Origin of the sequence: Lentzea terrae, assembly GCF_003265345.1 — a bacterium.
Classification (GTDB): domain Bacteria; phylum Actinomycetota; class Actinomycetes; order Mycobacteriales; family Pseudonocardiaceae; genus Lentzea; species Lentzea terrae.
The window spans coordinates 204,777-225,345 of sequence record NZ_QFWW01000003.1 but is presented as its reverse complement, the minus strand read 5'-3'; the positions used below and the strand labels follow the sequence as shown (position 1 = coordinate 225,345).

The following is a 20,569-nucleotide window of genomic DNA, read 5'->3' as shown; positions in this document are numbered from 1 at the left end:
GTGACTGACTTCGCAATCACCACCGCACCCGGAGGCCTCACCCATGATCAAGCCGACACACCGTCACCAACGTGTTGGCCAGGTACAGCTAGCGGTAGTTCGTGAACTGCAGCGCGATCCCGAAGTCGGACCCCTTCAGCAGGGCGATGACGTCCTGCAGGTGGTCCTTCTTCTTGCCGGAGACCCGCAACTGGTCACCCTGGATCTGCGCCTGCACGCCCTTGGGCGCCTCGTCGCGGATCTTCTTGGCGATCTCCTTGGCCTTCTCGGAAGAGATGCCCTGCACGAGGTTTCCGGTGACCTTGAACACCTTTCCGGACACCGCGGGCTCGCCCACCTCGAACGCCTTCATCGAGATGTTGCGCTTGACCAGCTTCTCCTGGAAGACGTCGATCGCCGCCTTGCAGCGCTCCTCGGTCTCGGAGGTGAAGGTGATCGCCTCCTCACCGGCCCAGGCCACGGTGGTGTTGGTCCCGCGGAAGTCGAAGCGCGTGCTCAGCTCCTTGGCCGCCTGGTTGAGCGCGTTGTCGACCTCCTGCCGGTCCACCTTGCTCACCACGTCGAACGACGGGTCCGCCACGACTTCACTCCTCAACGTTCTCGGGGTCACAGCCTGCGTCGATGCTACTGGGGTACCCCGATTTGGGTGCTGGCGAAGGGGTTATGTATTGTTCTGCCCGCACCGTTACGGCGGTGTGGGGCGGGTTGCCCGAGCGGCCAATGGGAGCGGACTGTAAATCCGTCGCGAAAGCTACAGAGGTTCGAATCCTCTACCCGCCACAACAGCACAGAAGGCCCTGTGACCAGCGAGAACTGGTCACAGGGCCTTTGTCGTGCTGTCCGGCTTTGTACGGCTCGAACTGGCGCTATACGGCGGTTCGCGCCAAGGGCACGCCAAAGTTTGGCGAGCCTAGAGACGCCTGGACGAGACGTCGCGCTAGCTCTTCACCACCGTCAATGCACTTCGCGTAGACCCTCATCAGGACCGCGAGGCTGTGCCCTGCCCACTTGGCCACGCGCGGCGGCTCCACGCCTGCGTTGAGCCAGTTCGACACGCAGGCGTGGCGCAGGTCATACGGACGCTTGGCGAGCGGCGTAGCGGCCACCTCAGGCGTGAACGCGCGGGTGCGAGCCATCGCCCACACCCGGCAGTAGGTCGAACTCGCCAGTCGGCCGCCGCGCTCACCGACGAACAGCAGCCCATCGGGGCCGATGCCGAACTCGTCGATGTGCTCCCAGGCGCTCAGCACCACCTCGGGAGACAGCGGCACCGTGCGGCCCTCGGTCACCTCACGGTGCTTGAGACTGCGTTCCTCGTTCCTGGTGCGGCTATCCGTCCACTCCGCGCCCACCTCGGGCGCGGCGCTGTCGAGGTAGATCTCGCCCCACTCGTGGACTTCCCACTGGTGGGTCTCGTCGTTCCACGTCCGCTCAGGCAGCGCGAGGTCGTTCCGGCGGAGGTTGGTTGCCTCCTCAGGACGGAGCCCAGCGAAGTAGAGCAACTGGAAGAACAGCTTGAGCCTGCGGCCGATGCGCCCGCACTCGGGAACCTCGTTGAGCACGGTGCGGAACTGGACAGGGTTTGCGACCGAGCGGCGGTCAACCTCATGGAACACCGTCTTGCGCTTCGCCGTCTTGACTTGCTTCAACGGGTTCTCGGCGAGCGCGTCCTTTTCCACCGCGAAGTCGAGCGCCCCGCCGAACGTCACCCGACGCAGGCGGATGGTGTCCGGCGCTGCCTTCTCCCCGTTCAACTTGCGCTCGAACTCGTTGACCACAGCGCGAAGCACGTCAGGCTTGGTGAGATCGGAGATCGGCCGTGTGTTCCGTGACAGCCACGTAAGCGCGTCGGCGATCTCGCACGGGTGCACCGCGTCCCGCTCCACCGAGTTGAACAACACCCGCAGAGCCTTACGCAGCACCTTCTGAACCGGCCTGCCGCGCGAACTCGTGAGCATCGCTTCTGTGATCGGCGTCAGCGCGTCTGCAATGGACTGGCGGTGTCGCGGAGCAGCGTCCGGCCACTTCATGTCGACGTAGGCACACGCCAGTTCAAACCACGACATGGATGTGGTCTCTTTGCGTATCAACGTGACGGGTAGACCGGACTCCACATCGAACGGAACACCGTCAGCGGCAGCGGTGACGAGCTTGGCACGGAAGCTGTTCGCCAGGGCTTTGGTTCCGCGCGTCTCTTTGAACGGCTGACCCTCGACGGTCCAGCGAACGTAGTAGCTCGTCTTGCGCTTGCCCTTGTAGGGCGCGCCGATCTCCCAGATGCGCACCTTCGTTGATGTGATCATCAGGCGGCTACCTCACAAGATCGGTACCACTCTTCGACGTCCGAGCGCCTGAACCTCAACTGGCCGTTCGGCAACTTCCCGTGTCGCGGCGCCGTGCCCTTTGCCAACCAGTCGTAGAGCGTGGAACGGGGCACCCTGTACTCCGCGCAGAACTCAGCAACCGTCAGGAACGCGTTCATTGCTGACCTCCATCCACACCGTCTGCACGCAGGTACCGGGACCAGGCATCGGAGAGGCCGTGTTCGCCGTCGATGACGTAGCCCTTTGTGGTCGTCCCGTTGTGCTTGAACGCCTTGACCTTCACGCCGTAGGTGCCGAGTTCGGCGGACAACGTGCGCGGGTTGAGCGGCTTGCCGTGAAAGTCGAACCACGGCGAGTCGTCCATCTCGTGCAGCGCCAACAAGATCTCGGCCGTGCTGAGACGATCCGACATGCGCGCACGGAACAATGTCCGCAGGTCACCGAGTAGCCGGACCCCGTCCGAAACGGGCTTCGCGGTTGCTTCGTGAACGAAGTGCGAACACGCCTTTCGGGCCGTTTGCGGCCAATGCCCACCGGCCTCGTCGGCAATCGCGAGCAACGGTTCCCAGATCTCGGCCGGGCGGTCGTCGACACCCGGCGGCATCTCGGGCTCTGCTTCCACCAGCCGTTCGCCGATGCTCATTGCCCAGGTGCTCAACGCATCGCGGATCGGTTCGGCCGCCCGCGTCACCTTGGACTCCCGGTAGGACTCCACCCGCTCGTCGTGACGACGCCTACGCAGATGAATGGTGATCGCGCGGGTGGTGATGGTGTCCGGCATCCTTCCCGCCAACCCGGCCAGCGCGGCGGGCGCGAAGATGGGAAGGCGCTCAACCGTGAATCCGGTTGCCGGATCGCCTTTGGACTTCGGGATGGTGGCGGTGCGCTTGTAGCCGAGGTTCAGCATCTGGCGCACGTCCTCGTTGCCCGTGCCGCCAACACCGAAGATGGCGTCGACCTCATCCATGAGGATGGTGATCGGCCCGGCCGCGACCATGCGGACGAGTGCGGCGGCGGAACCGCCCGCCGTCATCTCCGCTTCCCTGGTGAGGTGTTGAGCGATCTCAAGCACCCGCGTCTTACCGGACCCCGGTTCTGGAGAGGACAGGATCAGCCGGGGCGTGGTGTAGAAGGCATCAGCTACCCAGGTGTGGGCGTACCAAAGCGCGAGCATCGGCGCGCAGTGCTCCGAGGGGAACGCGGAGAACCGGGCCACGAAGTCACGGACCTGGTCCAGCACTTCGTGTCCAGGCAGTACGGCTGGAGTCGGGAGGACCCTCAGTGCGGCGGTCATGCTGCGCTCCTCTTGGTGCGGTCGCGGTAGGCGGCTTGTCGGCAGGCGTGCGAGCAGTGGCGCGGCCAACGGCCGGTGTCTGGACGGATGAGCTGGTTGCCGCAACGGCAGGTGCGAGTGGTGACGGAAGCCCTGAGCTCAGGGGATTCATCACCCTCGGGTGACGGAAGCGCCGCGGAGAACCCCATGTCGAGTGACGTTTGACCTGCGAGTTCGCGGGTTTTGCCGGCTGGTTCCGTCACCTTCCGGACCTTCGCGCGGTGACGGGCGTGGCCGAGAAGCTGAACGCCGAGCCACATGGTGAATGGAGGCGGGATTGCTTGGGTGAGGTAGGGCCAGGGAAGCCAATCGATGCCCATCGCTTCACGGGCTTCGTCGGTGGTGAAGGTGAGTGGTGACGTATCCCCGTCGAGGGGCTTTCGTCCCGGCCGCTGGTTGTACGAGCCGTAGACGGGCACGGATGGGGCGCTGCGGTCGTGGTGGCACGGTGTGCCGTAGAGGTCCAGGTTGGACTCGAACAGCCGGTGCCTGCGAACTCCGAGACGGAGCGAGTCGCCGCAGATCTTGATGGGGTCTTCGAGCGGTGCGCCGGGCACGTTCTCGATGACGTAGGCGAACGCGTCGCCGCGTGCGACGGCGTCACGGAGACGCTGCCGGATCGGGTCGACGAGGTCGGGGTGGTCGTCGCGGCGGTCGGCGGGCGTTGCCTTGCAGAACCGTTGGCACGGCGGCGATGCGGCGATGACGTCGTATCCGGACAGGTCCACGGTGAGCGCGTCGGCCTGGATGAACGGGAACGGGTAGTAGGGCTGGGGTTCGATGTCCACGCCGGTCACGTCGAACCCGGCGGCGTGGTACCCGGCCGAAGCTCCACCGCCACAGCAGAACAGGTCGAGCAGTCGCGGTCGGCGCTTCATGCGGCCACCGCCAGCGGCGTGGAAGCGTTGAACGCCAACGGCTCCGACACGGCGGGGTGCAGGTGCTGCGGGCAGCGCACCGACGAGACGTCGGGCAGACGCGCGGCCAGCTCGTCGGGCAGCGGGTGCACGAACTCGACCACGGCCGTGCAGCCGGTGTGTCCACACGGGAGCGTGCTGGTGAGCAGACGGCGTCGTGCCAGTTCCCGGTAGGTCGGGCCGATGGCGCTGCCCCAGGCCTGTGCGGCGGACATGTCGTGTGAGGCGCTGCGGGCACGTTCCTTGCAGATGCGCTCGATCTCGTCGAGCTGTGCGGCGAGCCGGGCGCTGATCGCGGCCGGGGTGTTCTCCTGCAACCTGGTGATCGCGGCAAGCACGACGGCGGCGGCCTTGCGCGGGTCGGTGTTGTCGAGCGCGCACCACGTGCGGCTACCTGCCGGGGGAATCGGCCCGGCGGCGTTGGCGCGGGTGAGCAGCGGGACGGCCCAGAGACGGACGGCGTGCGGGTCGCAGTGCGGGCGACGGTCGGTGGTCATTGACCTGTCTCCTGTCACGTTCTGTAGTCGCACATGGGCGTGCGGAGGGAAGGCGACCAGCGCGGCGGCTGGTCGGCCGGTAGCTGCGGAGGGGTGATCGAGCCGGGTTAGGTCCGGTGGATCGGGTTAGGTTCCTAACCGGAGGGTGAGACCGGGCTGATCATGATGTTGAGCTGGGAAGAGTTAGCAGGTGAGGCGAGTTAGGCCGGGGTCGAGTGGCCCTGTCAGAGCGGCGTTTCGCGGGCCTGCCGGGTGTTGCCCCGGCCTAACTCGTCTGCCTCACGGCTTAGTCCTCGTCGTCCAGGTCGGCCGTGGCTCGTTTGGCCAGAGCCTCACGGATCGTGACCGGGTCGACGGGGTAGCGGTTGCCCGTGGAGGGCACCTTCACGCCGTGCTCGGTCGCGAGGATCGCGCGGAGCTGCTTGCCGTTGAGCTTGCGGTAAGGCGCCCAGTCCGGCGCGTGCTTCGCCAGCAGCGCGGGCACGTCGGCGACGTTCACCGTGTCGTTGCCCAGCACATCCGCCAGGTCTTCGAGCAGATCCCGTTGCACCGTCTCAACTTCCGGGCGCTTGGGGCTGCCCGTGGTCACGGCCGGGTGCACTGTGGACATGGCCCGCTCGATCACCTCGGTGGCCGCATCCCAGCCGGTCTCGTCGTTGACCGGAACGTAGAACCACTTAAGGATCTCGAACCGCTCGGAGGTGGCACCCGTGATCAGCGCCGTTCCCCGGTCCCGTCCAGCGCGCAGCTCGGTCGCCCGGATACCGGCCTGGAAGCTGCCGTCACCGAGGAAGCCATCGTTGCTACGCCAGGACTTCACCGCGAAGCACACGTTGATCTGCACCAGCTCCACGATCTTCGGAGGGATCGCGTCGGCCCGGCTGGACTGGGTGTCGAACATCAGGACGATCCCGGTCTTGCGGGCACGGCGCAGCGTCTGCACTGCGAACTCCGCCGCTTCCTCACCCACCGCGCTGCCGAACAGCTCGTGACACTCGCTGAACAGCGCCACGATCGGCCGCAGGTCGGTGTGCTTCTCCGCCAGACCACGCGTGACCTTCTTGGCCCCGAGTTCGGCCAGGCGCGCCTCACGGCGGCCGACCTCTTCGTACAGCTCCCGCAACGATTCCAGAGCCGTCTCGACCACGCTCGGGTCAGTGCCACGCTCATAGCGCGCCAGGCGCGGCTGGTAGGCGTCGAAGTCGCCATTCCCGGCGAACACGAAAACCCACAGCTCTGCCAACGGGTCCAGCGCGGCACCGAGCATCGTCACCCGCGCAGCGTTGGACTTGCCCTGACCCATCATGCCGCCGTAGACCACGTTCGCCTGCACCAGCGCCGGGGCGATCACGTCACCGCGCTGCGAGACACCGAGCGGCACGCCATCGAAGACGTCCACCTTGGACGCGGTGAGCAACGGGCACTCCGGCGCGGGCTTGGTTGACGAGCCGGGGTCCGCGACCCACAGGTCGACGAACCCGGCACGCTCTGCCGCGTTGGGCCAGACCTCCATCGGGTCGCGATGCAGGTTACGCGCCAGCACGTCCCGCTTGTCGCTGATCATGTCCGGCGTGACACCGAGCGGCAGCGAGAACATGGCCTGGTAGCCCTTGCCATTCACCCGCACTGGAGGCGTGGCGAACTCCACCGTCCACCCCTCCTTGATAGCGCGGTTCAGTGCCGGGATCGCAAGGTGCGCGAGCGCCTGCCCGATGCCGCCGGGCGTCACCACGGTGCCAACGTCCTGCCGCTGTGCCGCCGTCATCGCCCACCCCGGCAGCGTCGCGGCATTGGCACCGGCACGGTATGCCGCGACCAGCCACACCAGCGGCACCGCGAATACCGACGCCTGCAACGCCACCATGAACGCGATGCCGAGCACGTTGCCGGTACTGGCAACGAAGCTCCACCACTCGTCCCACGTCCAGCCGCCGTCCCACAACCACACCGTCACGCCGATGAGGAACAGCAGTGCCGCCAGGATCACCACGACCAGCAACGCGGCAGTGACACCCGCGAGGATGGCGCGCGGAGCACCCATGACCCGCTGCCGCCGCGTGGCCTTCGCGTCCTTCAACCGGTCCTGCCACTCGGCAAGCGCCAGGACGTCACCGGCAGCGCGGGCGGCATTGATCCGCTCGCTGTAGTAGGCGAACGTTGCCGCCTGCCACAGCCGGGCGAACCACGTGCCGTGGCCGCGCCACACCTTGTATGCCGCCCGCGCCGTAGTCAGTGCTGCCGCTGCCGCAACTTGCCGTCCCTGCGGCATCAGCTCTCCGGCGCGCTGCCGCAGTGCCGGAACGTTGCCGTTGCCGTCCTCGTCGACGAGTTCGCCGTCGATGACCAGGCCGACCGGTTCCACTGCCGTGCCGGGCGCTGCCGTCTCGTCGGTGCGGGCAGTGGTGGGAAACGGCAGTACCGTCGCGTCCCGCTCGTCCGGCGTGCCGCCGGGTGCCGTCGTCGCGGTCACGCCGCCGCTCCCTTCTTGTGCGTGCTCATGGCGAGCAGCGCGAAACCGGAGATGACCATCAGGCCGTCCAGCACCAGCGGGCCAACGTGCGCTGCCAAGGCGCCGTAGCCCCATGCCAGCAGGACGTCCCGCAGGTGGCCGTAGGAGATGACGGCGGACCCGAACGCGACCGTTCCGGCACCGCCGTAGCGGGCGAGGCTCCACCAGAAGCCGGTCTGCCACTGCACGCGGGACAGCACCTCGACCGACAGCAACAGGCCGATCGGCCACACCGCCGCACCCACCTGGGACGCGATGCCCGGCGTCCAGCCCGGTCCCATGTCGGCGGCCGGGAGCCACGTGTGCAGCACGTTCGCCGCGACAGACATGATGCTGCCGAACACGAACCCCACCCACGACACCAGCCGACCACCGGGCGCGACCTGCGGCGACGCGTGCTCGGGTGACGATTGCGCCGCGGAAACAGCCGTCTTGCGTGACGTTTGACCTGCGACTTCACCAGTTTTGCCGGCTGGTTCCGTCACCTTGGGCTTGCTCTTGGGCGCTGGTCGGGGACGTGTCGTTGGCACCGTGTCGGTGTCCTTCCTGGCCTCAGCGATGCGGTCACGGCCCCACCGCTCCCCGCGCTCGAACAGCTCACCGAGCGCCTTACCGCTCAGCGGTTCACCGGTCGTCACGCTGTCGCGGAACGCCTGCCGTGCGCGCTCTTGCAGGTCGGCCGGTGGCGCCTCGTCGCGCCGCACGGTGTCCGCCGGGGCCGGGAGCGTGGCCACGGCACTGTTGATGTGCTCGGTCATCGGTGACCACCCTTCGACTTCGCGGCGACCTCGTGAGTACTGGCGAACATCCGCACCAACTGCGCTGCGGCGAACAGCGCTGGGAAGCCGAGCACGGCAGCCCACGTGCGGAGGTCCGTGGTGTGCGCCAGGACGAGCCACTGAACGCCGCCGATCACCACAGTGGTGACCAGCGCACGGCCGAAGTTGCCGCCCATCCGCGTGACAACCCGCGTGGCCTTCTCGGCACGGCGCCGTGCGCCACGAACGAACAGCCAGATGATCAGCAGGGACAGCACGCCGATCGCAACGATCCAAGGGGTGTACTGCGAGGCGTTCATGCCGCGCCCCCGGCCGGGTCGGTGGTGACGAGCACGGGGCCACGGGCAACGGCGCACGCCGTCTGCCCGGCGTCGGCGAGGCGCTCGGTCACGTCGGCGACGAGCGCCGCGACCATGCCCACGACGCGGGCGAGCAGGGTCAGAACGAAGATGAGGGTGTAGGCGATCGCGGCCGGAACGGTCATCTGCCGCAGCGTCCGGCGGGTATCGGTCGGCGGTTGGAACGTACGAGTCCTGTGGGACATTTGAGGTCTCCAGCTCAGAGATGGGTGTGGGAGACCCGGACCTGCGTCATCTTCTTGGCGGGAGTGCGCAGGTTCGGGGCGTAGCTACTCGCTCAGGTCAGCGCCGCAGTCGAGGCAGCGGGCGGACTTGACGAACGCGCCGTTGATCCAGCCGATCTGGACCGAACCGAGGCGCTGGTGGGCGCACCGCTTGGGTGCGTCGGCCTCGACTGCGCAGTCGCGGGGCTGCTCGAAGTACCCGTTGAGGCGACCGGGCTCGCCGGTGTTGAAGTTCCTGGCTTCGCAGCTGACTTCGTCGCCGGTGCGGGTCACGGTGGTGACGACCCACCAGCCGCCTGCGTGGCCAGCAACGATGTCTCCGGGGCGGAGCGCCACCATCGGGATCTGTCGGATCTCCATCACGCTGCCTCCGTCCCGGCCGCGTCGGACACGTAGCGATGGACGAGCAGCACACGAACCGTGTCGCCCAGCGTCCGCTCGATCTCGCGGCGGTCCCGGCGGGTCCGAGCGGTGCCGTCCAGCAGCGCCGAAGTGGCGGGCGGCAGCTCCGCCAGCTCGTCGGCAACGTCCCTGATCAGAGCGTCGATCGACGCTTCGTCCAGCCCGTCCGGGCTGAACTCCCTGAGGTCGTTGGGGTTGAGCATCTGCCCTCTCCTTCAGCTTGGCTCACCTGGCTAGTCAGGTGGCGTGATGGAGATGAGCTTGGCGGACATGGCTAGTCATGTCAAGCGGTTGGGTGAAGAAAGGCTGTCTTGGCTAGTCAGGACATGTACGCTGTGCGGCATGACCGACGCGTTGCAGCATCTGGCGGACCTAGATCCGGACGATCCGCGCACGGAGTCGCAGCAGATCGCGAACCTGCTGCGCGCTGCGATCCTCACGCGGAAGCTCCAGCCGGGGGACAAGCTTCCCTCCCAGCCTGAGCTAGCGACCCGCTACGGCGTGGCGCGCGAGACCGTGAAAGCGGCGCTCCGAGTGCTGACGAACGAGCGCTTGATCATCAGCAGGCAGGGGAGCGGGACGTTCGTCCGCGCGCAGACGGAACGGCCGGTTGGCCTTCGGCCTCACGTCGAAGCGGCGTTCGAGCGTGCGCACGTCGCTATTGACTTCGCGGGGTTCGGCGCTGAGACGCTGCGAAACACGCTGTCTGAAGTGCTCGACAAAGTGCGGGCTGGTCGCCTTACGCCTGAGTCGATCAGGGTGCGGATCATGGTCTCGGACATGACTGTTCCGATGGCGCTGCCGTGTCGCGCAGACACTGGGGCTGACGATCCCGCCGTTCGGAAGCGCCAGGCCAGGATTACGAGGCGTGCGATTGAAAGCATCGTGGATGACGTCGAGGAACTCGCGGACCTTGGATTGGTCAAGTCGGCTACGGCTGAAGTGCGTGTGCACGGCGCTGCGCCGCTATTCAAGCTGTACATCCTGAACAATGAGGAAGCCTTCTTTGGGTTCTACCCGGTTGTTCAGCACGATGTCACCATCAACGGTGAAGCTGTTCCCATCTTCGACCCGATGGGGAAAGATGCGACCCTGTTTCAGTACTCCATCAGCGAGGACGACGATACCTCCACCGCGTCTGAGTATGTAATCCAAGCGCGGACGTGGTTCGACTCCCTTTGGGGAACGGTCTCAAAGGAGTATGCCCGTGACTAGCGTTCCAAACCTGCTACGGTCGGTCGACGCCGTCTTTTTCGACTTTGACGGCCCGGTTTGCAGTGTATTTGCAGGTTACCCTGCTCCGGATGTGGCAGTGGAGATGCTTGAGGCGCTCCGGTCTGAAGTTGGTGGCCTTCCGCTAGTCGTTGCCGCTGAGACTGATCCTATGGAGGTGCTTCGTTGGACCGGCCGGGCGCATCCGAACCTGGTTGCGCTTGCTGACAAGGTCTTGTGCTCCGCTGAGATGATTGCGGTCGACTCTGCTAAACCCGCGCCCTACGCGCATGCGGCAATTGAGGCTGCCCGCCGTCGTGCTCAGTCCGTCGCGATCGTGAGCAACAACTCGGCGTCGGCTATTGAGAAGTATCTCGATCGCAACGGCCTGAGCGCCTTCGTCGATTTCGTGGCGGGCCGCCCATTTGCTGAGCCAGATCGCATGAAGCCCAACCCGGACGCTCTAATTCGTGCTGCCGATTCGCTCAAGGTTAAGCCGGGGGTATCGCTACTTGTTGGAGACACAGTTACAGACATAGAGGCGTGTCTGCGGGCGGGCGTGCATCCTATTGGCTACTCTGAGTGGCCTGATAGACGGCTGGAACTGGAGAAAGCGGGCGCTGTTACCGTGATCAGCAGCATGGCGGAGTTGATGTGACGATGGCAATCACCAGGCGCGGAAAGACCCTTACCTCACCCCGTGCGGTTAAGTACCTCGGCCGAGTTCTAGTGACTATCGATGACTTGAGGGCTCTTCGGGAGCTTCTTGTCGCCCATGGTTCCAATGAAGTCATATTTGAGTTCCTGGGCGGCGTGTTTGATGATCCTGAGGATGTAAAAAGCCTCTCGGATGTAGAGCTCACGAGCATCGTAGTTAAAGCTGGTGCTGCTCAGATTAGCCTTCAGGCAGACCAGTGCTACGTGGCGGGTCCGCCTGAGATGTGCGAAGTAATCTACAACGAGTGGGCTCGCTCTCGAAGGTTCAATTGGCTAGTGCCTCACGAAAGAAAGAACCTCACATTCCTTTTGCTTCTGGTGACGGGTTTCGCTGCCGTTCTAGCCCTCTCGGCCTGGGCCTCGATTCAGCGGAGCGGATGGAATTGGTGGCTTCTGGTTCCTGTGGTTCTGATTTCGGGAATGCTAATCCTTGTGGCTAAGAGTGCGCGTTCTGGTAATTATGCGCTAGTTAAGCCGATGAGCCTCGATGAGGCGCGCAAGGAGGTAGTGCTCGGCAACCGTCACAGGCAGACGGTGGTTATCGCACTTTTTGGCGTAATAGTAGCTCTGCTGGGTGTGATCGTGGCTTTGCTCGTACAAAAAGGCTAGCTACCGGGCGAGCGTCTAAACTTGTCTTTGACAAATGGTCGGGGATGGCCTGCTCCTTGTGGGGCTCAACTACGGGTGCAGACTGGTTCATCGCTGCCGGTCAGCGCTTCTGGCGTCGGTAACCTCGGTAACTTCGGTAACCGAGCAGTTCAGACGGTTACTGATGGGCTCGCCAGTTACCGAAGCGTAGTTGCTAGGTATTAGCGCGATCGGTGACCACCATGATCAAAGGTAACCGGTTGACCAGCAGGGTTACCGAGGTTACTGAGGTTACTGACCTTGGAGGTACAGGCAGCAGCCCGGCTACGTGTCGTTCTCCGTCAAGCACGGAGACCACGGGATGTGGTTGCAGCAATGGGTGTTGAGCGCGGCACTCACCGAGCGAGTCGACGCACCAGCTCGTCCCAGGCGTCACAGGGGTTCTTGGGGAACCGGGCGCGGTTGAGGTGAACGTGTTGGCGGAGCGCGTTTCAGGCGGGGCTCTGAGATGGCCGTAGACGGGCGTGAACGGCGCCACTGGTGTGTTGGGATGGTTGCGGTGCAACGGGTTTGCATCATGAGGTGACGTAAGCGACCAGGTCGCAATCGTCACGGACCTGCCCTCGGAAGTCTCTGCCGGGGAAGGTGACGGAAGCAGCCGGCAAAAGTCGTGAACCCGCAGGTCAAACGTCACGTGAGAAGGCCCGTGTCCGCGGTGCAACCGTCACCCGGCATGTTGGCTCGCCGAACGAACTGTGCGCCAAGGGCACGTCAAAGCCCGATTGCTATGATCCAAAAGCCCAGGTCAGTGGGCAGGCGGGCGCCGGTCTGTAAATCCGTCGCGAAAGCTACAGAGGTTCGAATCCTCTACCCGCCACGCACAACCGATGGGCCTCTGACCAAGCTGGTCAGAGGCCCATCGTCGTATCGCAGGGCTGACACCAGGGGGACGCTGTGCGCACGCAGATGGCGACCGAGGCGGGTAGATCGACCGCGCCGAGCGAGGACCGCGCGCTCGTCGGGCCGAACCTGCTCGCCGTGCTCGACGGTGTGACGGCGAAACCGGAGAACGGCTGCGCGCACAGCGTTGGTTGGTTCGCCGACCAGCTGGCTGCGGAACTGTTGCGGTTCGCGCACCTCGAGCCTGCTCCGGCGCTGGCAGAGGCCATCAAGCAGACCCGCGAGCTGCACGACGGCGGCTGCGATCTGGATCACCCGGACAGCCCCAGTGCGGCCGTGGGGCTCGTCCAGATCAAGGACGACGTGCTGCGGTACCTGGTGCTCGGCGACGCCACGGTCGTGGTCGACACCAAGCGCGAGTTGCACGTCGTGAGCGACACGAGCACCAACCGCACGGCCGGTGCGGATCCCGCCGACGTCGAACACGCGCTCACCGGGGAAATCCCGTTGCAGGACGTCAAGCGCGTCGCGATCCTCTCCGATGGCGCTGCGCGGGCCGTGGATCTGTTCAATCTCTTCGATTGGCCGAAGGCGCTCGAACTGATGGCGTCGAACGGGCCGGACGACCTGATCCGCAAAATGCGGGCGGTCGAAAAGGAAGACGCCAAGGCCGTTGATTGGCCGCGCGAGAAGGTTTCCGACGATGCGACGGTCGTGTATCTCGACCGCTGAGCCTTCCGCACTGGACTCGGTTCTGCGCGACACCTGCCACGTGCGGCTCGTCGAGGTCCGCGCTGTCCGGCGGCGCGAGCTCGTCGTGGACCTGACGCGGCCGGGCGAGCGTGATCGCCTGCGTGAGGTGATGGCGGTGCGGTCGCTGGCCGGCCTGGCGTGCGCCTGCATGGGTGATGTCCGGTTCGAGCTCCTCGACGAGCGGCGGGAGCGTGTCGCCGTGGTGCTCCTGCACCACGGGATCACGCTCGCGTGGGGTGACTGGGACGGCCATGGTGTCCTTGCGGACGGCCGGGCCTTGCTGCGCTGGCTGGACGAGCAGGGGCTGGCGCAACGACAGACCGGGAAGGCCGAAGCGCCCAGCTGGAACGAGGTCGCGGACGGCCTGCTCAATGCCTAGGCGCGGGTTCGACGCCGCGGCGGCGCGCGATCGTCCGCATGTTCTCCTCGCCCCAGTCGCCCAACGGTCCCAGGGCGTCGTTCAAGCGAGCTCCCAGCGGGGTCAACGAGTACTCGACGCGCGGCGGCACCTCGTGGAACACCTCGCGGTGCACGATCTCGTCGGCTTCCATCTCGCGCAGCACCTGGATGAGCATCTTCTCGCTGATGCCTGACACGGACCGGCGCAGCTCGCCGGTGCGCATCGGGCCGTGGTGCAGCGCCCACAGGATCAGCGCCTTCCACCGGCCGCCGATCACGTCGATGGCCGCGTCCAGTCCGCAGGAGTACTTCCGAGGCAGCATGCTGGATCCTTACCAAAAGGTGGGTACCTGACAAAATAGTAGGTACTTGTCGTCGCGACAGTGGCCGAACGAGCATTGCGGGCATGGGGATCAACAAGACCGTGAGCGTGCTCGGCCTCGGCCGGATGGGCAGCGCGCTCGCATCAGCACTGGTCGACGCGGGCTACGACGTGACCGTGTGGAACCGGTCGGACAAGCCCGCTCCACCGAACACCAAACGAGCCGCGACACCGGAAGAAGCGTTCAAGAGCGACGTCGTCGTCACCTGTCTGTCCACATACGACGTTCAGGAACCGTTGCTGACGAACGAAATCAAGACGCTGGTCAACCTGACGTCCGGCACGCCGGAAGAAGCCCGCGCCACCGCGGAGTGGGCGAAGGCCAACGGCGTCGAGTACGTCGACGGCGTGATCATGGCTGTGCCGCAGCAGATCGGCACGAAGCAAGCCCGCATCCTGTACAGCGGCCAGCAGGAACACCACGTCCTGCAAGCGTTCGGCGAGCCGGTTCACGTGGGGGACGACCCCGGCATGGCCGCGCTGTACGACCTGGCTCTGCTCGGCATCATGTGGTCCGCGTTCGGCGGCTACCTCCAGGCGGTCGCGTTGCTGGGCACCGCAGGCGTCACGCCGCAGCAGTTCACGCCGGCGGCCGTGGACTTCCTGAACGAGATGGGCACGCTCCTGCCCGAGATGGGCGAGGAGACGCAGCACAAGAACTACGAGACCGACGTGTCCGCATTGGACATCAACGTCGCCGGCCTGCGGATGCTCGCCGAAGCCAGCAGGCAACAGGGCATCGACACCACGGTCCCGCAAGCACTGCACGACCTGTTCCAGCGCGCCCAGGCCAACGGCCACGGCGCGCACAGCATCGCGAGCGTCATCGAGGTGATCCGGTGAAGTACCTGGGGAAGAAGGCCGTCGTCACGGGCGGCACGCACGGAATGGGCCGCGCGGTCGTCGACAAGCTGGTCGCGGAAGGCGCCGAGGTCGTCCTCACCGGCCGCACGATCGAGAAGGCCGAGGGGATCAAGGCCCACGCCATCGCGTCGGACGCGGCCGACCTCAACGACATCGCCAAGCTCAAAACCGAAGTCGCCCAACGACTCCACGACATCGACCTGCTCTTCGTCAACGTCGGCTTCTCCACCCTCACGCCGTTCGACGAGACCACCGAGGCCGACTACGACCGCACGTTCGACGTGAACACCAAGGGCGCGTTCTTCACCGCTCAGCACCTGGCGCCGCTGATCAAGGAAGGCGGCTCGATCGTCTTCACCACCAGCGTCGCCGTGCAAACCGGTACGCCCGGCCTCAGCGTGTACGCGGGCGCCAAGGCGGCGGTCCGGGCGTTCGCGCGAAACCTCGCCGCGGAACTGGCGCCGCGCAACGTCCGGGTCAACGTCGTCAGCCCCGGCTTCATCGACACTCCGTCGATGGGCGTGACCGGTGTGCCCCAAGAGGTCCTGCAGCAGTTCAAGGAGGAAGGCGACCGGATCACGCCCCTCAAGCGGCACGGCACGATGAACGAGGTGGCGCACGCCGTGCTCTTCCTGGCCTTCGAGGCCACCTTCACGACCGGCGCGGAGCTGGCCGTCGACGGCGGTCTCGGCCAGGGGATCAGCGCCTGAGAAAAACTTCGGACGACCTGTCACACATCCGTCGCCCGCCGGGTCAACAGGGCAGAAGACGATGAGAGAACAGGGAGAACGAAGATGAGGATCGCCAACCCGATGATGTCGGTGCCCGGTGCGATGCAGGCGCTGCTGGGGTTGTCCGAGGCAGCGGAGAAGACCGGGCTGGACAAGAACTTCCTGGAACTGGTCTACCTGCGCGTCAGCATCATCAACAGCTGCGGGGTCTGCATCGACTACCACAGCAAGCTGCTGCGCAAGGCGGACGAGACGGACGAGCGGATCTACTCCGTGGCCGGCTGGCGGGACGTGCCGTACTACACGGACGCGGAGAAGGCGGCGTTCGCGCTCGCCGAGGAGATGACGCACGTGCACGTGAGCGACGACGTCTGGAACGAGGCTGCGAAGCACTGGAACGAGAAGCAGCTCGGCGGGCTCACGATCGCGATCTCCGCGATCAACGTGTGGAACCGGCTCAACGTGGCCACGCAGCAGAAGGTGGCCTGAGGCCGCAGAAGGTTGAAGCCGGCGCGCAAGAGCTTCCTCTCTCTTGCGTGCCGGCCTCAGCGCGCAGCATACCCCATGTCGAACAAATGTTCGATCATTGGGCGATCAACACGCCGATCAACTCGCGGCGAGTGCCGCCCGGCCGTCGTCGGTCAGCTCCGCGCAGACCCGGTGGCCGAAGCTCGTTGGCTGCGTGGGGCGCAGCAGTCCCGCGTGCACGAGGTCGTGCGTCGCCATCTGGTCGCAGCAGGGCAGCCCGTCGACGTACAGCTCGGGCTCCGTGCCGCCGGTGACCTCGGCACGGCCTGCGGCGACCGCCCGCAGCATCGACCTTGCTCTTCCGCTGAGTTCCATCTCGACCCCCCAGGTGTGGTGTCCGAATCCGCTACCCCTTTGTCGAAATAGAGGCTGGATTCGTTCCACAAGTACGGGTTCGTTTGGCTTCTTCACTTGTGCGAACGAGGCAAGCATGCCGCGCTAGGCCGTTCGGGTCACGAAGACACGCCGAGCGAGCTGCGTCTCGTGGCTCGGCAGCGACAGCGAGTCCGACCTGTTTCGCGGTCGGAGAAAGTGGCGGCCACGGCCCCACCTGAGCGTGGCAGGGTCCGAGGGGTGGAGATCTATGTAGTGGATTCGTTCACCGACAAGCCCTTCGCGGGCAACCCGGCCGGCGTTGTGCTCCTGACGGAACCTCGGGACGACGCCTGGATGCAGGACGTCGCAGCCGAGATGAAGCACGCCGAGACGGCGTTCGTCACCCCCGACAACCACCTCCGCTGGTTCACCCCGGCGCACGAGGTCGACCTGTGCGGGCACGCCACACTCGCGGCCGCGCACGTGCTGGGCGGAGAGCAGAAGTTCACCACGCGTAGTGGGGTCCTCACATGCGTGAACGACGATGGATGGATCCGGATGGACTTCCCGGCGGACCCACCAGAGTTGATTGACCCGCCAATCGGACTAGTAGCAGCGCTGCCACATGCGACGATCAAGTCCGTCTCGCGTGGGCGCTTCGACTACCTGATCGAGTTGGAAAGCGCGGCGGAAGTCCGTTCCTTGCGACCTGATGTCCAAGGACTGACACAGATCTCGTCACGCGGAGTAATTGTCACGGCCGTCGGCGACGGCGAGGCGGACATCGTGAGTCGCTGTTTTTATCCGGCCTACGGCGTCCCCGAGGACTCCGTCACCGGTTCGGCCCACTGCACGCTGGCGTCCTATTGGGTGCCTCGGCTTCAGCGCGCTGACCTGCTGGCGGAGCAGGCGTCGCCGCGCGGGGGGTCCCTCAGGCTGGCCCTCGACCAAGATCGCGTACTGCTCTCGGGGCAAGCCGTGACAGTGCTCCGAGGGCACCTGGACGTGTAATCACGTCTGGGTGAATCGACGTCACACGGGGTGCTCGACCTGCCATTTCGTCCCCCGAGCGGGGTACATTGGTGCCCCTGGAGGGGTCCTGATCGCCAAGTGCGGGACCCCTCAGTCACGCCTAGAGGTCCCCCCACCCCAGGCCGACGAGGAGGCTGGATGTCCGACCGAGCGTCGGCCCCCGTGTCGGACTCGGCCGCCTGGTCGGCCAAGTCGACCAACCGCGCGTTCAGCGCGTTCGCCGTCACCCTCCTGGTGGCCGGCGTCGTCTGCGCGGGCATGGTCGCGGCCTGGCTGCCGGAGAAGGAGAACACCTCCCTCTTCTGGATCGGCCCCCTGCTCGTCGTCGGCTTCCTGCTGGCAGAGCAGCTCGCCATCAACGTCGACGTCCGCAGCGGCGTCGCGTGGACGATCTCCTTCACCGAGATCCCGCTGGTGCTGGGACTTCTGGTGGCGCCGTTCGAGGTCGTGCTCGCCGCGCACGTGGTCGCCGGCGTGGGCACGCTGCTCGGCAGGCGGATCCTCGATCGCGCCGTCTACAACGCGGGCCTCATGTTCATGGAGATCTCCGTGGCGTTCGCCGCCGCGGAAGCCGTGAAGAAGATGATGGGCGAGGGCGGGCCGTTCTGGGCGGGTGCGTTCGTCGGCACGATCACCGTGCCGCTGCTCGCGAGCGTGCTGGGCCTCTGCGCGTTGCGGCTCATGGGCAAGTCGATGCGCGTCGGCAACAGCGTTCGTCTCGTGCTGCAGACGCTCGTCGTGGCGCTGTTGAACACCTCGGCCGGCCTCGTCGGCTTCCAGATCGTCTCCACCACCGAGTGGGGCGGTGTCCTGATCGTCCTGGTGCTCGCGGGCATCGTGGCCACCTACCTCGCCTACTCGGGACTGCTGCGGGAACAGCGCGACCTCGAGGCGTTGAGCGAGGTCAGCCTCCGGGTCGCGAGGTCGGGACAGCACGGCACCGGTCCGCGCCAGCCCGACGACGACCTGACTACGGGCGTCGAAGAGGACGAGTGGCAGCTCATCGCGGAGCGCATCCGCGAGCAGCTCAACGCCAACCGCGTCGTGCTGCGCCTGCGCACCGACCCGCAGGAAGCCATGATCACCCTGGTCGCCGGCGAACCGCTGCCGGACGAGATGGCGGCGACCGATCCGCGGGCCGTGCGCGAGGACCCGGTCCTGCAGCTGCCCGGCACGCACGTCCGCTACTACCGCGTGGCCGACGCGACCGAGGACGTCACCGAGGCCCTGCTGCGCCGTGACGCGCAGGAAGCTCTGGTGGTCCCGTTGCGCGGCGCGACCCAGCTGCTCGGCGCGGTCGAGGCGCACGACCGGCTGTCGCGCTGGCGTGGTTTCGGCAAGGCGGACATCCAGCTGCTGCGCACGTTGGCCTCGCACCTCGCGACGGCGGTCGACAACCGCAGGCTGTTGGCGCGGCTGCGGCACGACGCCTACCACGACCCGCTGACCGGCCTGTTGAACCGGCCGGGCTTCCGCGAGGCGTGCGCGGAGCCGTTGCGCGACTCCCAGAAGGGCGTGGTGCTGCGGATCGACCTCGACATCCTGTCGACGGTGTCCGACGCGCTGGGGCAGGCCTGGGGCAACCGCATGGTCGTCGCCGCCGGACGCCGGTTGCGCGACGCACTCGGTGCCGACGTGCCGCTGGCGCGGTTGGAGGGCGGCGCGTTCGCCGCGTACCTCGACGACACGCGCGCCGCTTCCGCCCACGAAATCGCGGAACGGCTGCGCACCGGACTTTCCGTGCCGTACCCCGTCGACCGGCTCACCGTCGAGGCCTCCGCGGTCGTCGGTTACGCGTCCAAGGCGGACTCCGAGACCGAGGACCCGGACCCCGACGCGTTGCTGCAGCGGGCGGACGTCGCCGTGCGCGCGACGTCGGAGGGCACACCGGTCAAGGCCTACGCGCCTTCGATGGGCCAGATCTTCCTGCGCCGCTTCCAGCTCGTGACGCAGTTCCGCCAGGCCGTCGAGACCGGCCAGATCTCGGTGCACTACCAGCCGAAGGTCGCGTTGCCCTCGCGTCAGGTCGTGGGCGCGGAAGCGTTGGTGCGCTGGACGCATCCGGAGTTCGGCCGCGTCGACCCGGACGAGTTCGTGCCGGCCGTCGAGGCCACCGGTCTCGTGGACGTGCTGACGGACTTCGTGATGGACCGTGCGCTGGAACGCGTGCGCCGCTGGCTCGACCGCGGCCTGCGGATGTCCATCGCGGTGAACCTGTCCGTGCGGACGCTGGGCGACGAGGACTTCCCGAACCGCGTGGCTGCGGCTCTCGACCGCCACGACGTGGATCCCGGTCTGCTCACCTTCGAGCTCACCGAGTCGGGCGTCATGGCCGATCCGGAACGCGCTCTGCCGGTGCTGCGGCGCCTGCACGCGATCGGTGTCGTGCTGGCGGTCGACGACTTCGGCACCGGCTACTCGTCACTGGCGTACCTGCGGCAGCTGCCGGTGGACGAGGTGAAGATCGACAAGTCGTTCGTGCTCGGGATGGGCACGGATCTCGGCGACATGGCCGTGGTCCGGTCGATCGTGGAGCTCGGGCACTCGCTCGGTCTCGTCGTGGTGGCCGAGGGCGTGGAGGACGACGCCGCTCGCGATCAACTCGTGGGCATGGGCTGCGACGTGGCCCAGGGCTACCTGATCTCGCGCCCGCTGTCCGAGGACCGGTTCGAGGCGTGGCTGCGCGCCCGAACGGTGCAGGTCAGGGGTGCTCGCGATGAGACGGTGCTCACCTTGGTGCACTGAGGCACCCCCCGGATTTCGTTCTTGGTGGACGGGTGTTGTAGAGTTCTCCTCGCTCGGCA

Annotated in this window: 24 protein-coding genes and 1 tRNA gene; 11 read left to right on the top strand and 14 right to left on the bottom strand. The window is 66.3% G+C overall.

What is annotated here, in order from left to right:
- Positions 1-88 precede the first annotated feature (88 nt).
- The gene (locus DI276_RS06795; RefSeq protein WP_030473523.1) at positions 89-580 is read right to left on the bottom strand and encodes a YajQ family cyclic di-GMP-binding protein; all 492 of its coding nucleotides are present in this window, start codon (positions 578-580) and stop codon (positions 89-91) included.
- Positions 581-699: 119 nt separating this feature from the next.
- Here DI276_RS06795 and DI276_RS06790 point away from each other — a divergent pair.
- Positions 700-780 (top strand) — tRNA-Tyr (locus DI276_RS06790).
- 86 nt (positions 781-866) lie between these two features.
- On the opposite strand, the gene DI276_RS06785 is transcribed toward DI276_RS06790, so the two are convergent.
- The 11 genes from DI276_RS06785 to DI276_RS06735 all read right to left on the bottom strand — a co-directional run bounded on the left by DI276_RS06785 (position 867) and on the right by DI276_RS06735 (position 9,547).
- Positions 867-2,285 carry a tyrosine-type recombinase/integrase gene (locus tag DI276_RS06785; RefSeq protein ID WP_232836497.1) on the bottom strand — a complete coding sequence of 473 codons (1,419 nt, stop codon included), beginning with the start codon at positions 2,283-2,285 and terminating at the stop codon, positions 867-869.
- Positions 2,286-2,302: 17 nt separating this feature from the next.
- A complete protein-coding gene (locus DI276_RS06780) occupies positions 2,303-2,482 on the bottom strand; it encodes a helix-turn-helix transcriptional regulator (protein ID WP_112262398.1) in 180 nt (59 codons plus the stop codon).
- Positions 2,479-3,321, bottom strand: a complete 843-nt coding sequence (locus tag DI276_RS06775; protein WP_232836496.1) for a DUF3631 domain-containing protein — start codon at positions 3,319-3,321, stop codon at positions 2,479-2,481. The genes DI276_RS06780 and DI276_RS06775 overlap by 4 nt, the downstream gene beginning before the upstream one ends.
- A gap of 293 nt (positions 3,322-3,614) precedes the next feature.
- Positions 3,615-4,535 (bottom strand): DNA cytosine methyltransferase, encoded by a 921-nt coding sequence (locus DI276_RS06770; RefSeq protein WP_112262396.1) that lies wholly within the window; start codon positions 4,533-4,535, stop codon positions 3,615-3,617.
- Positions 4,532-5,071, bottom strand: a complete 540-nt coding sequence (locus DI276_RS06765; protein ID WP_112262395.1) for a hypothetical protein — start codon at positions 5,069-5,071, stop codon at positions 4,532-4,534. The genes DI276_RS06770 and DI276_RS06765 overlap by 4 nt, the downstream gene beginning before the upstream one ends.
- A gap of 286 nt (positions 5,072-5,357) precedes the next feature.
- The gene (locus tag DI276_RS06760) at positions 5,358-7,541 is read right to left on the bottom strand and encodes a cell division protein FtsK (protein ID WP_112262394.1); all 2,184 of its coding nucleotides are present in this window, start codon (positions 7,539-7,541) and stop codon (positions 5,358-5,360) included.
- Entirely contained in the window at positions 7,538-8,338 is an 801-nt protein-coding gene (locus tag DI276_RS06755) for a DUF2637 domain-containing protein (RefSeq protein ID WP_112262393.1), read from the bottom strand. Before DI276_RS06755 ends, DI276_RS06760 begins: the two co-directional genes overlap by 4 nt.
- Complete coding sequence (locus tag DI276_RS06750) at positions 8,335-8,658, bottom strand: hypothetical protein (RefSeq protein ID WP_112262392.1); 324 nt, start codon at positions 8,656-8,658, stop codon at positions 8,335-8,337. The genes DI276_RS06755 and DI276_RS06750 overlap by 4 nt, the downstream gene beginning before the upstream one ends.
- A complete protein-coding gene (locus DI276_RS06745) occupies positions 8,655-8,843 on the bottom strand; it encodes a hypothetical protein (protein ID WP_112262391.1) in 189 nt (62 codons plus the stop codon). The genes DI276_RS06750 and DI276_RS06745 overlap by 4 nt, the downstream gene beginning before the upstream one ends.
- 144 nt (positions 8,844-8,987) lie before the next feature.
- Positions 8,988-9,302: a hypothetical protein gene (locus DI276_RS06740; RefSeq protein WP_112262390.1), complete on the bottom strand. Its 315-nt coding sequence runs from the start codon at positions 9,300-9,302 to the stop codon at positions 8,988-8,990.
- On the bottom strand, positions 9,302-9,547 hold the full coding sequence (locus DI276_RS06735; protein WP_112262389.1) for a hypothetical protein: 246 nt from the start codon (positions 9,545-9,547) through the stop codon (positions 9,302-9,304). Before DI276_RS06735 ends, DI276_RS06740 begins: the two co-directional genes overlap by 1 nt.
- Before the next feature lie 139 nt (positions 9,548-9,686).
- On the opposite strand from DI276_RS06735, the gene DI276_RS06730 reads away from it, so the two are divergent.
- The 5 genes from DI276_RS06730 to DI276_RS06715 all read left to right on the top strand — a co-directional run bounded on the left by DI276_RS06730 (position 9,687) and on the right by DI276_RS06715 (position 13,893).
- Positions 9,687-10,559, top strand: a complete 873-nt coding sequence (locus DI276_RS06730) for a GntR family transcriptional regulator (RefSeq protein ID WP_112262424.1) — start codon at positions 9,687-9,689, stop codon at positions 10,557-10,559.
- Entirely contained in the window at positions 10,552-11,214 is a 663-nt protein-coding gene (locus DI276_RS06725; protein ID WP_157984554.1) for an HAD family hydrolase, read from the top strand. The genes DI276_RS06730 and DI276_RS06725 overlap by 8 nt, the downstream gene beginning before the upstream one ends.
- A complete protein-coding gene (locus DI276_RS49760; RefSeq protein ID WP_157984553.1) occupies positions 11,211-11,882 on the top strand; it encodes a hypothetical protein in 672 nt (223 codons plus the stop codon). The genes DI276_RS06725 and DI276_RS49760 overlap by 4 nt, the downstream gene beginning before the upstream one ends.
- 933 nt (positions 11,883-12,815) lie before the next feature.
- On the top strand, positions 12,816-13,493 hold the full coding sequence (locus tag DI276_RS06720; protein ID WP_112262387.1) for a protein phosphatase 2C domain-containing protein: 678 nt from the start codon (positions 12,816-12,818) through the stop codon (positions 13,491-13,493).
- Positions 13,465-13,893 carry a hypothetical protein gene (locus DI276_RS06715; protein WP_112262386.1) on the top strand — a complete coding sequence of 143 codons (429 nt, stop codon included), beginning with the start codon at positions 13,465-13,467 and terminating at the stop codon, positions 13,891-13,893. The genes DI276_RS06720 and DI276_RS06715 overlap by 29 nt, the downstream gene beginning before the upstream one ends.
- Here DI276_RS06715 and DI276_RS06710 read toward each other — a convergent pair.
- Entirely contained in the window at positions 13,883-14,236 is a 354-nt protein-coding gene (locus DI276_RS06710; protein WP_198680488.1) for a winged helix-turn-helix transcriptional regulator, read from the bottom strand. The two genes, DI276_RS06715 and DI276_RS06710, sit on opposite strands and share 11 nt — an antisense overlap.
- An 83-nt stretch (positions 14,237-14,319) precedes the next feature.
- Between DI276_RS06710 and DI276_RS06705 the strand changes: the two genes are divergently transcribed.
- The 3 genes from DI276_RS06705 to DI276_RS06695 all read left to right on the top strand — a co-directional run bounded on the left by DI276_RS06705 (position 14,320) and on the right by DI276_RS06695 (position 16,379).
- Positions 14,320-15,138, top strand: coding sequence for an NAD(P)-dependent oxidoreductase (locus DI276_RS06705; RefSeq protein WP_232836495.1), 819 nt, complete (start codon positions 14,320-14,322; stop codon positions 15,136-15,138).
- On the top strand, positions 15,135-15,869 hold the full coding sequence (locus tag DI276_RS06700; RefSeq protein WP_112262385.1) for an SDR family NAD(P)-dependent oxidoreductase: 735 nt from the start codon (positions 15,135-15,137) through the stop codon (positions 15,867-15,869). Before DI276_RS06705 ends, DI276_RS06700 begins: the two co-directional genes overlap by 4 nt.
- Before the next feature lie 84 nt (positions 15,870-15,953).
- Complete coding sequence (locus DI276_RS06695; protein ID WP_112262384.1) at positions 15,954-16,379, top strand: carboxymuconolactone decarboxylase family protein; 426 nt, start codon at positions 15,954-15,956, stop codon at positions 16,377-16,379.
- A gap of 117 nt (positions 16,380-16,496) precedes the next feature.
- Here the strand turns inward: DI276_RS06695 and DI276_RS06690 are convergent, their stop codons facing one another.
- On the bottom strand, positions 16,497-16,706 hold the full coding sequence (locus DI276_RS06690) for a hypothetical protein (protein ID WP_232836494.1): 210 nt from the start codon (positions 16,704-16,706) through the stop codon (positions 16,497-16,499).
- Positions 16,707-16,991: 285 nt separating this feature from the next.
- Here DI276_RS06690 and DI276_RS06685 point away from each other — a divergent pair, with 285 nt between their 5' ends.
- Together DI276_RS06685 and DI276_RS06680 are read left to right on the top strand one after the other, a co-directional pair.
- Entirely contained in the window at positions 16,992-17,744 is a 753-nt protein-coding gene (locus DI276_RS06685) for a PhzF family phenazine biosynthesis protein (protein ID WP_112262382.1), read from the top strand.
- Between the two features lie 159 nt (positions 17,745-17,903).
- Positions 17,904-20,510 (top strand): putative bifunctional diguanylate cyclase/phosphodiesterase, encoded by a 2,607-nt coding sequence (locus tag DI276_RS06680; protein WP_112262381.1) that lies wholly within the window; start codon positions 17,904-17,906, stop codon positions 20,508-20,510.
- Positions 20,511-20,569: the final 59 nt, after the last annotated feature.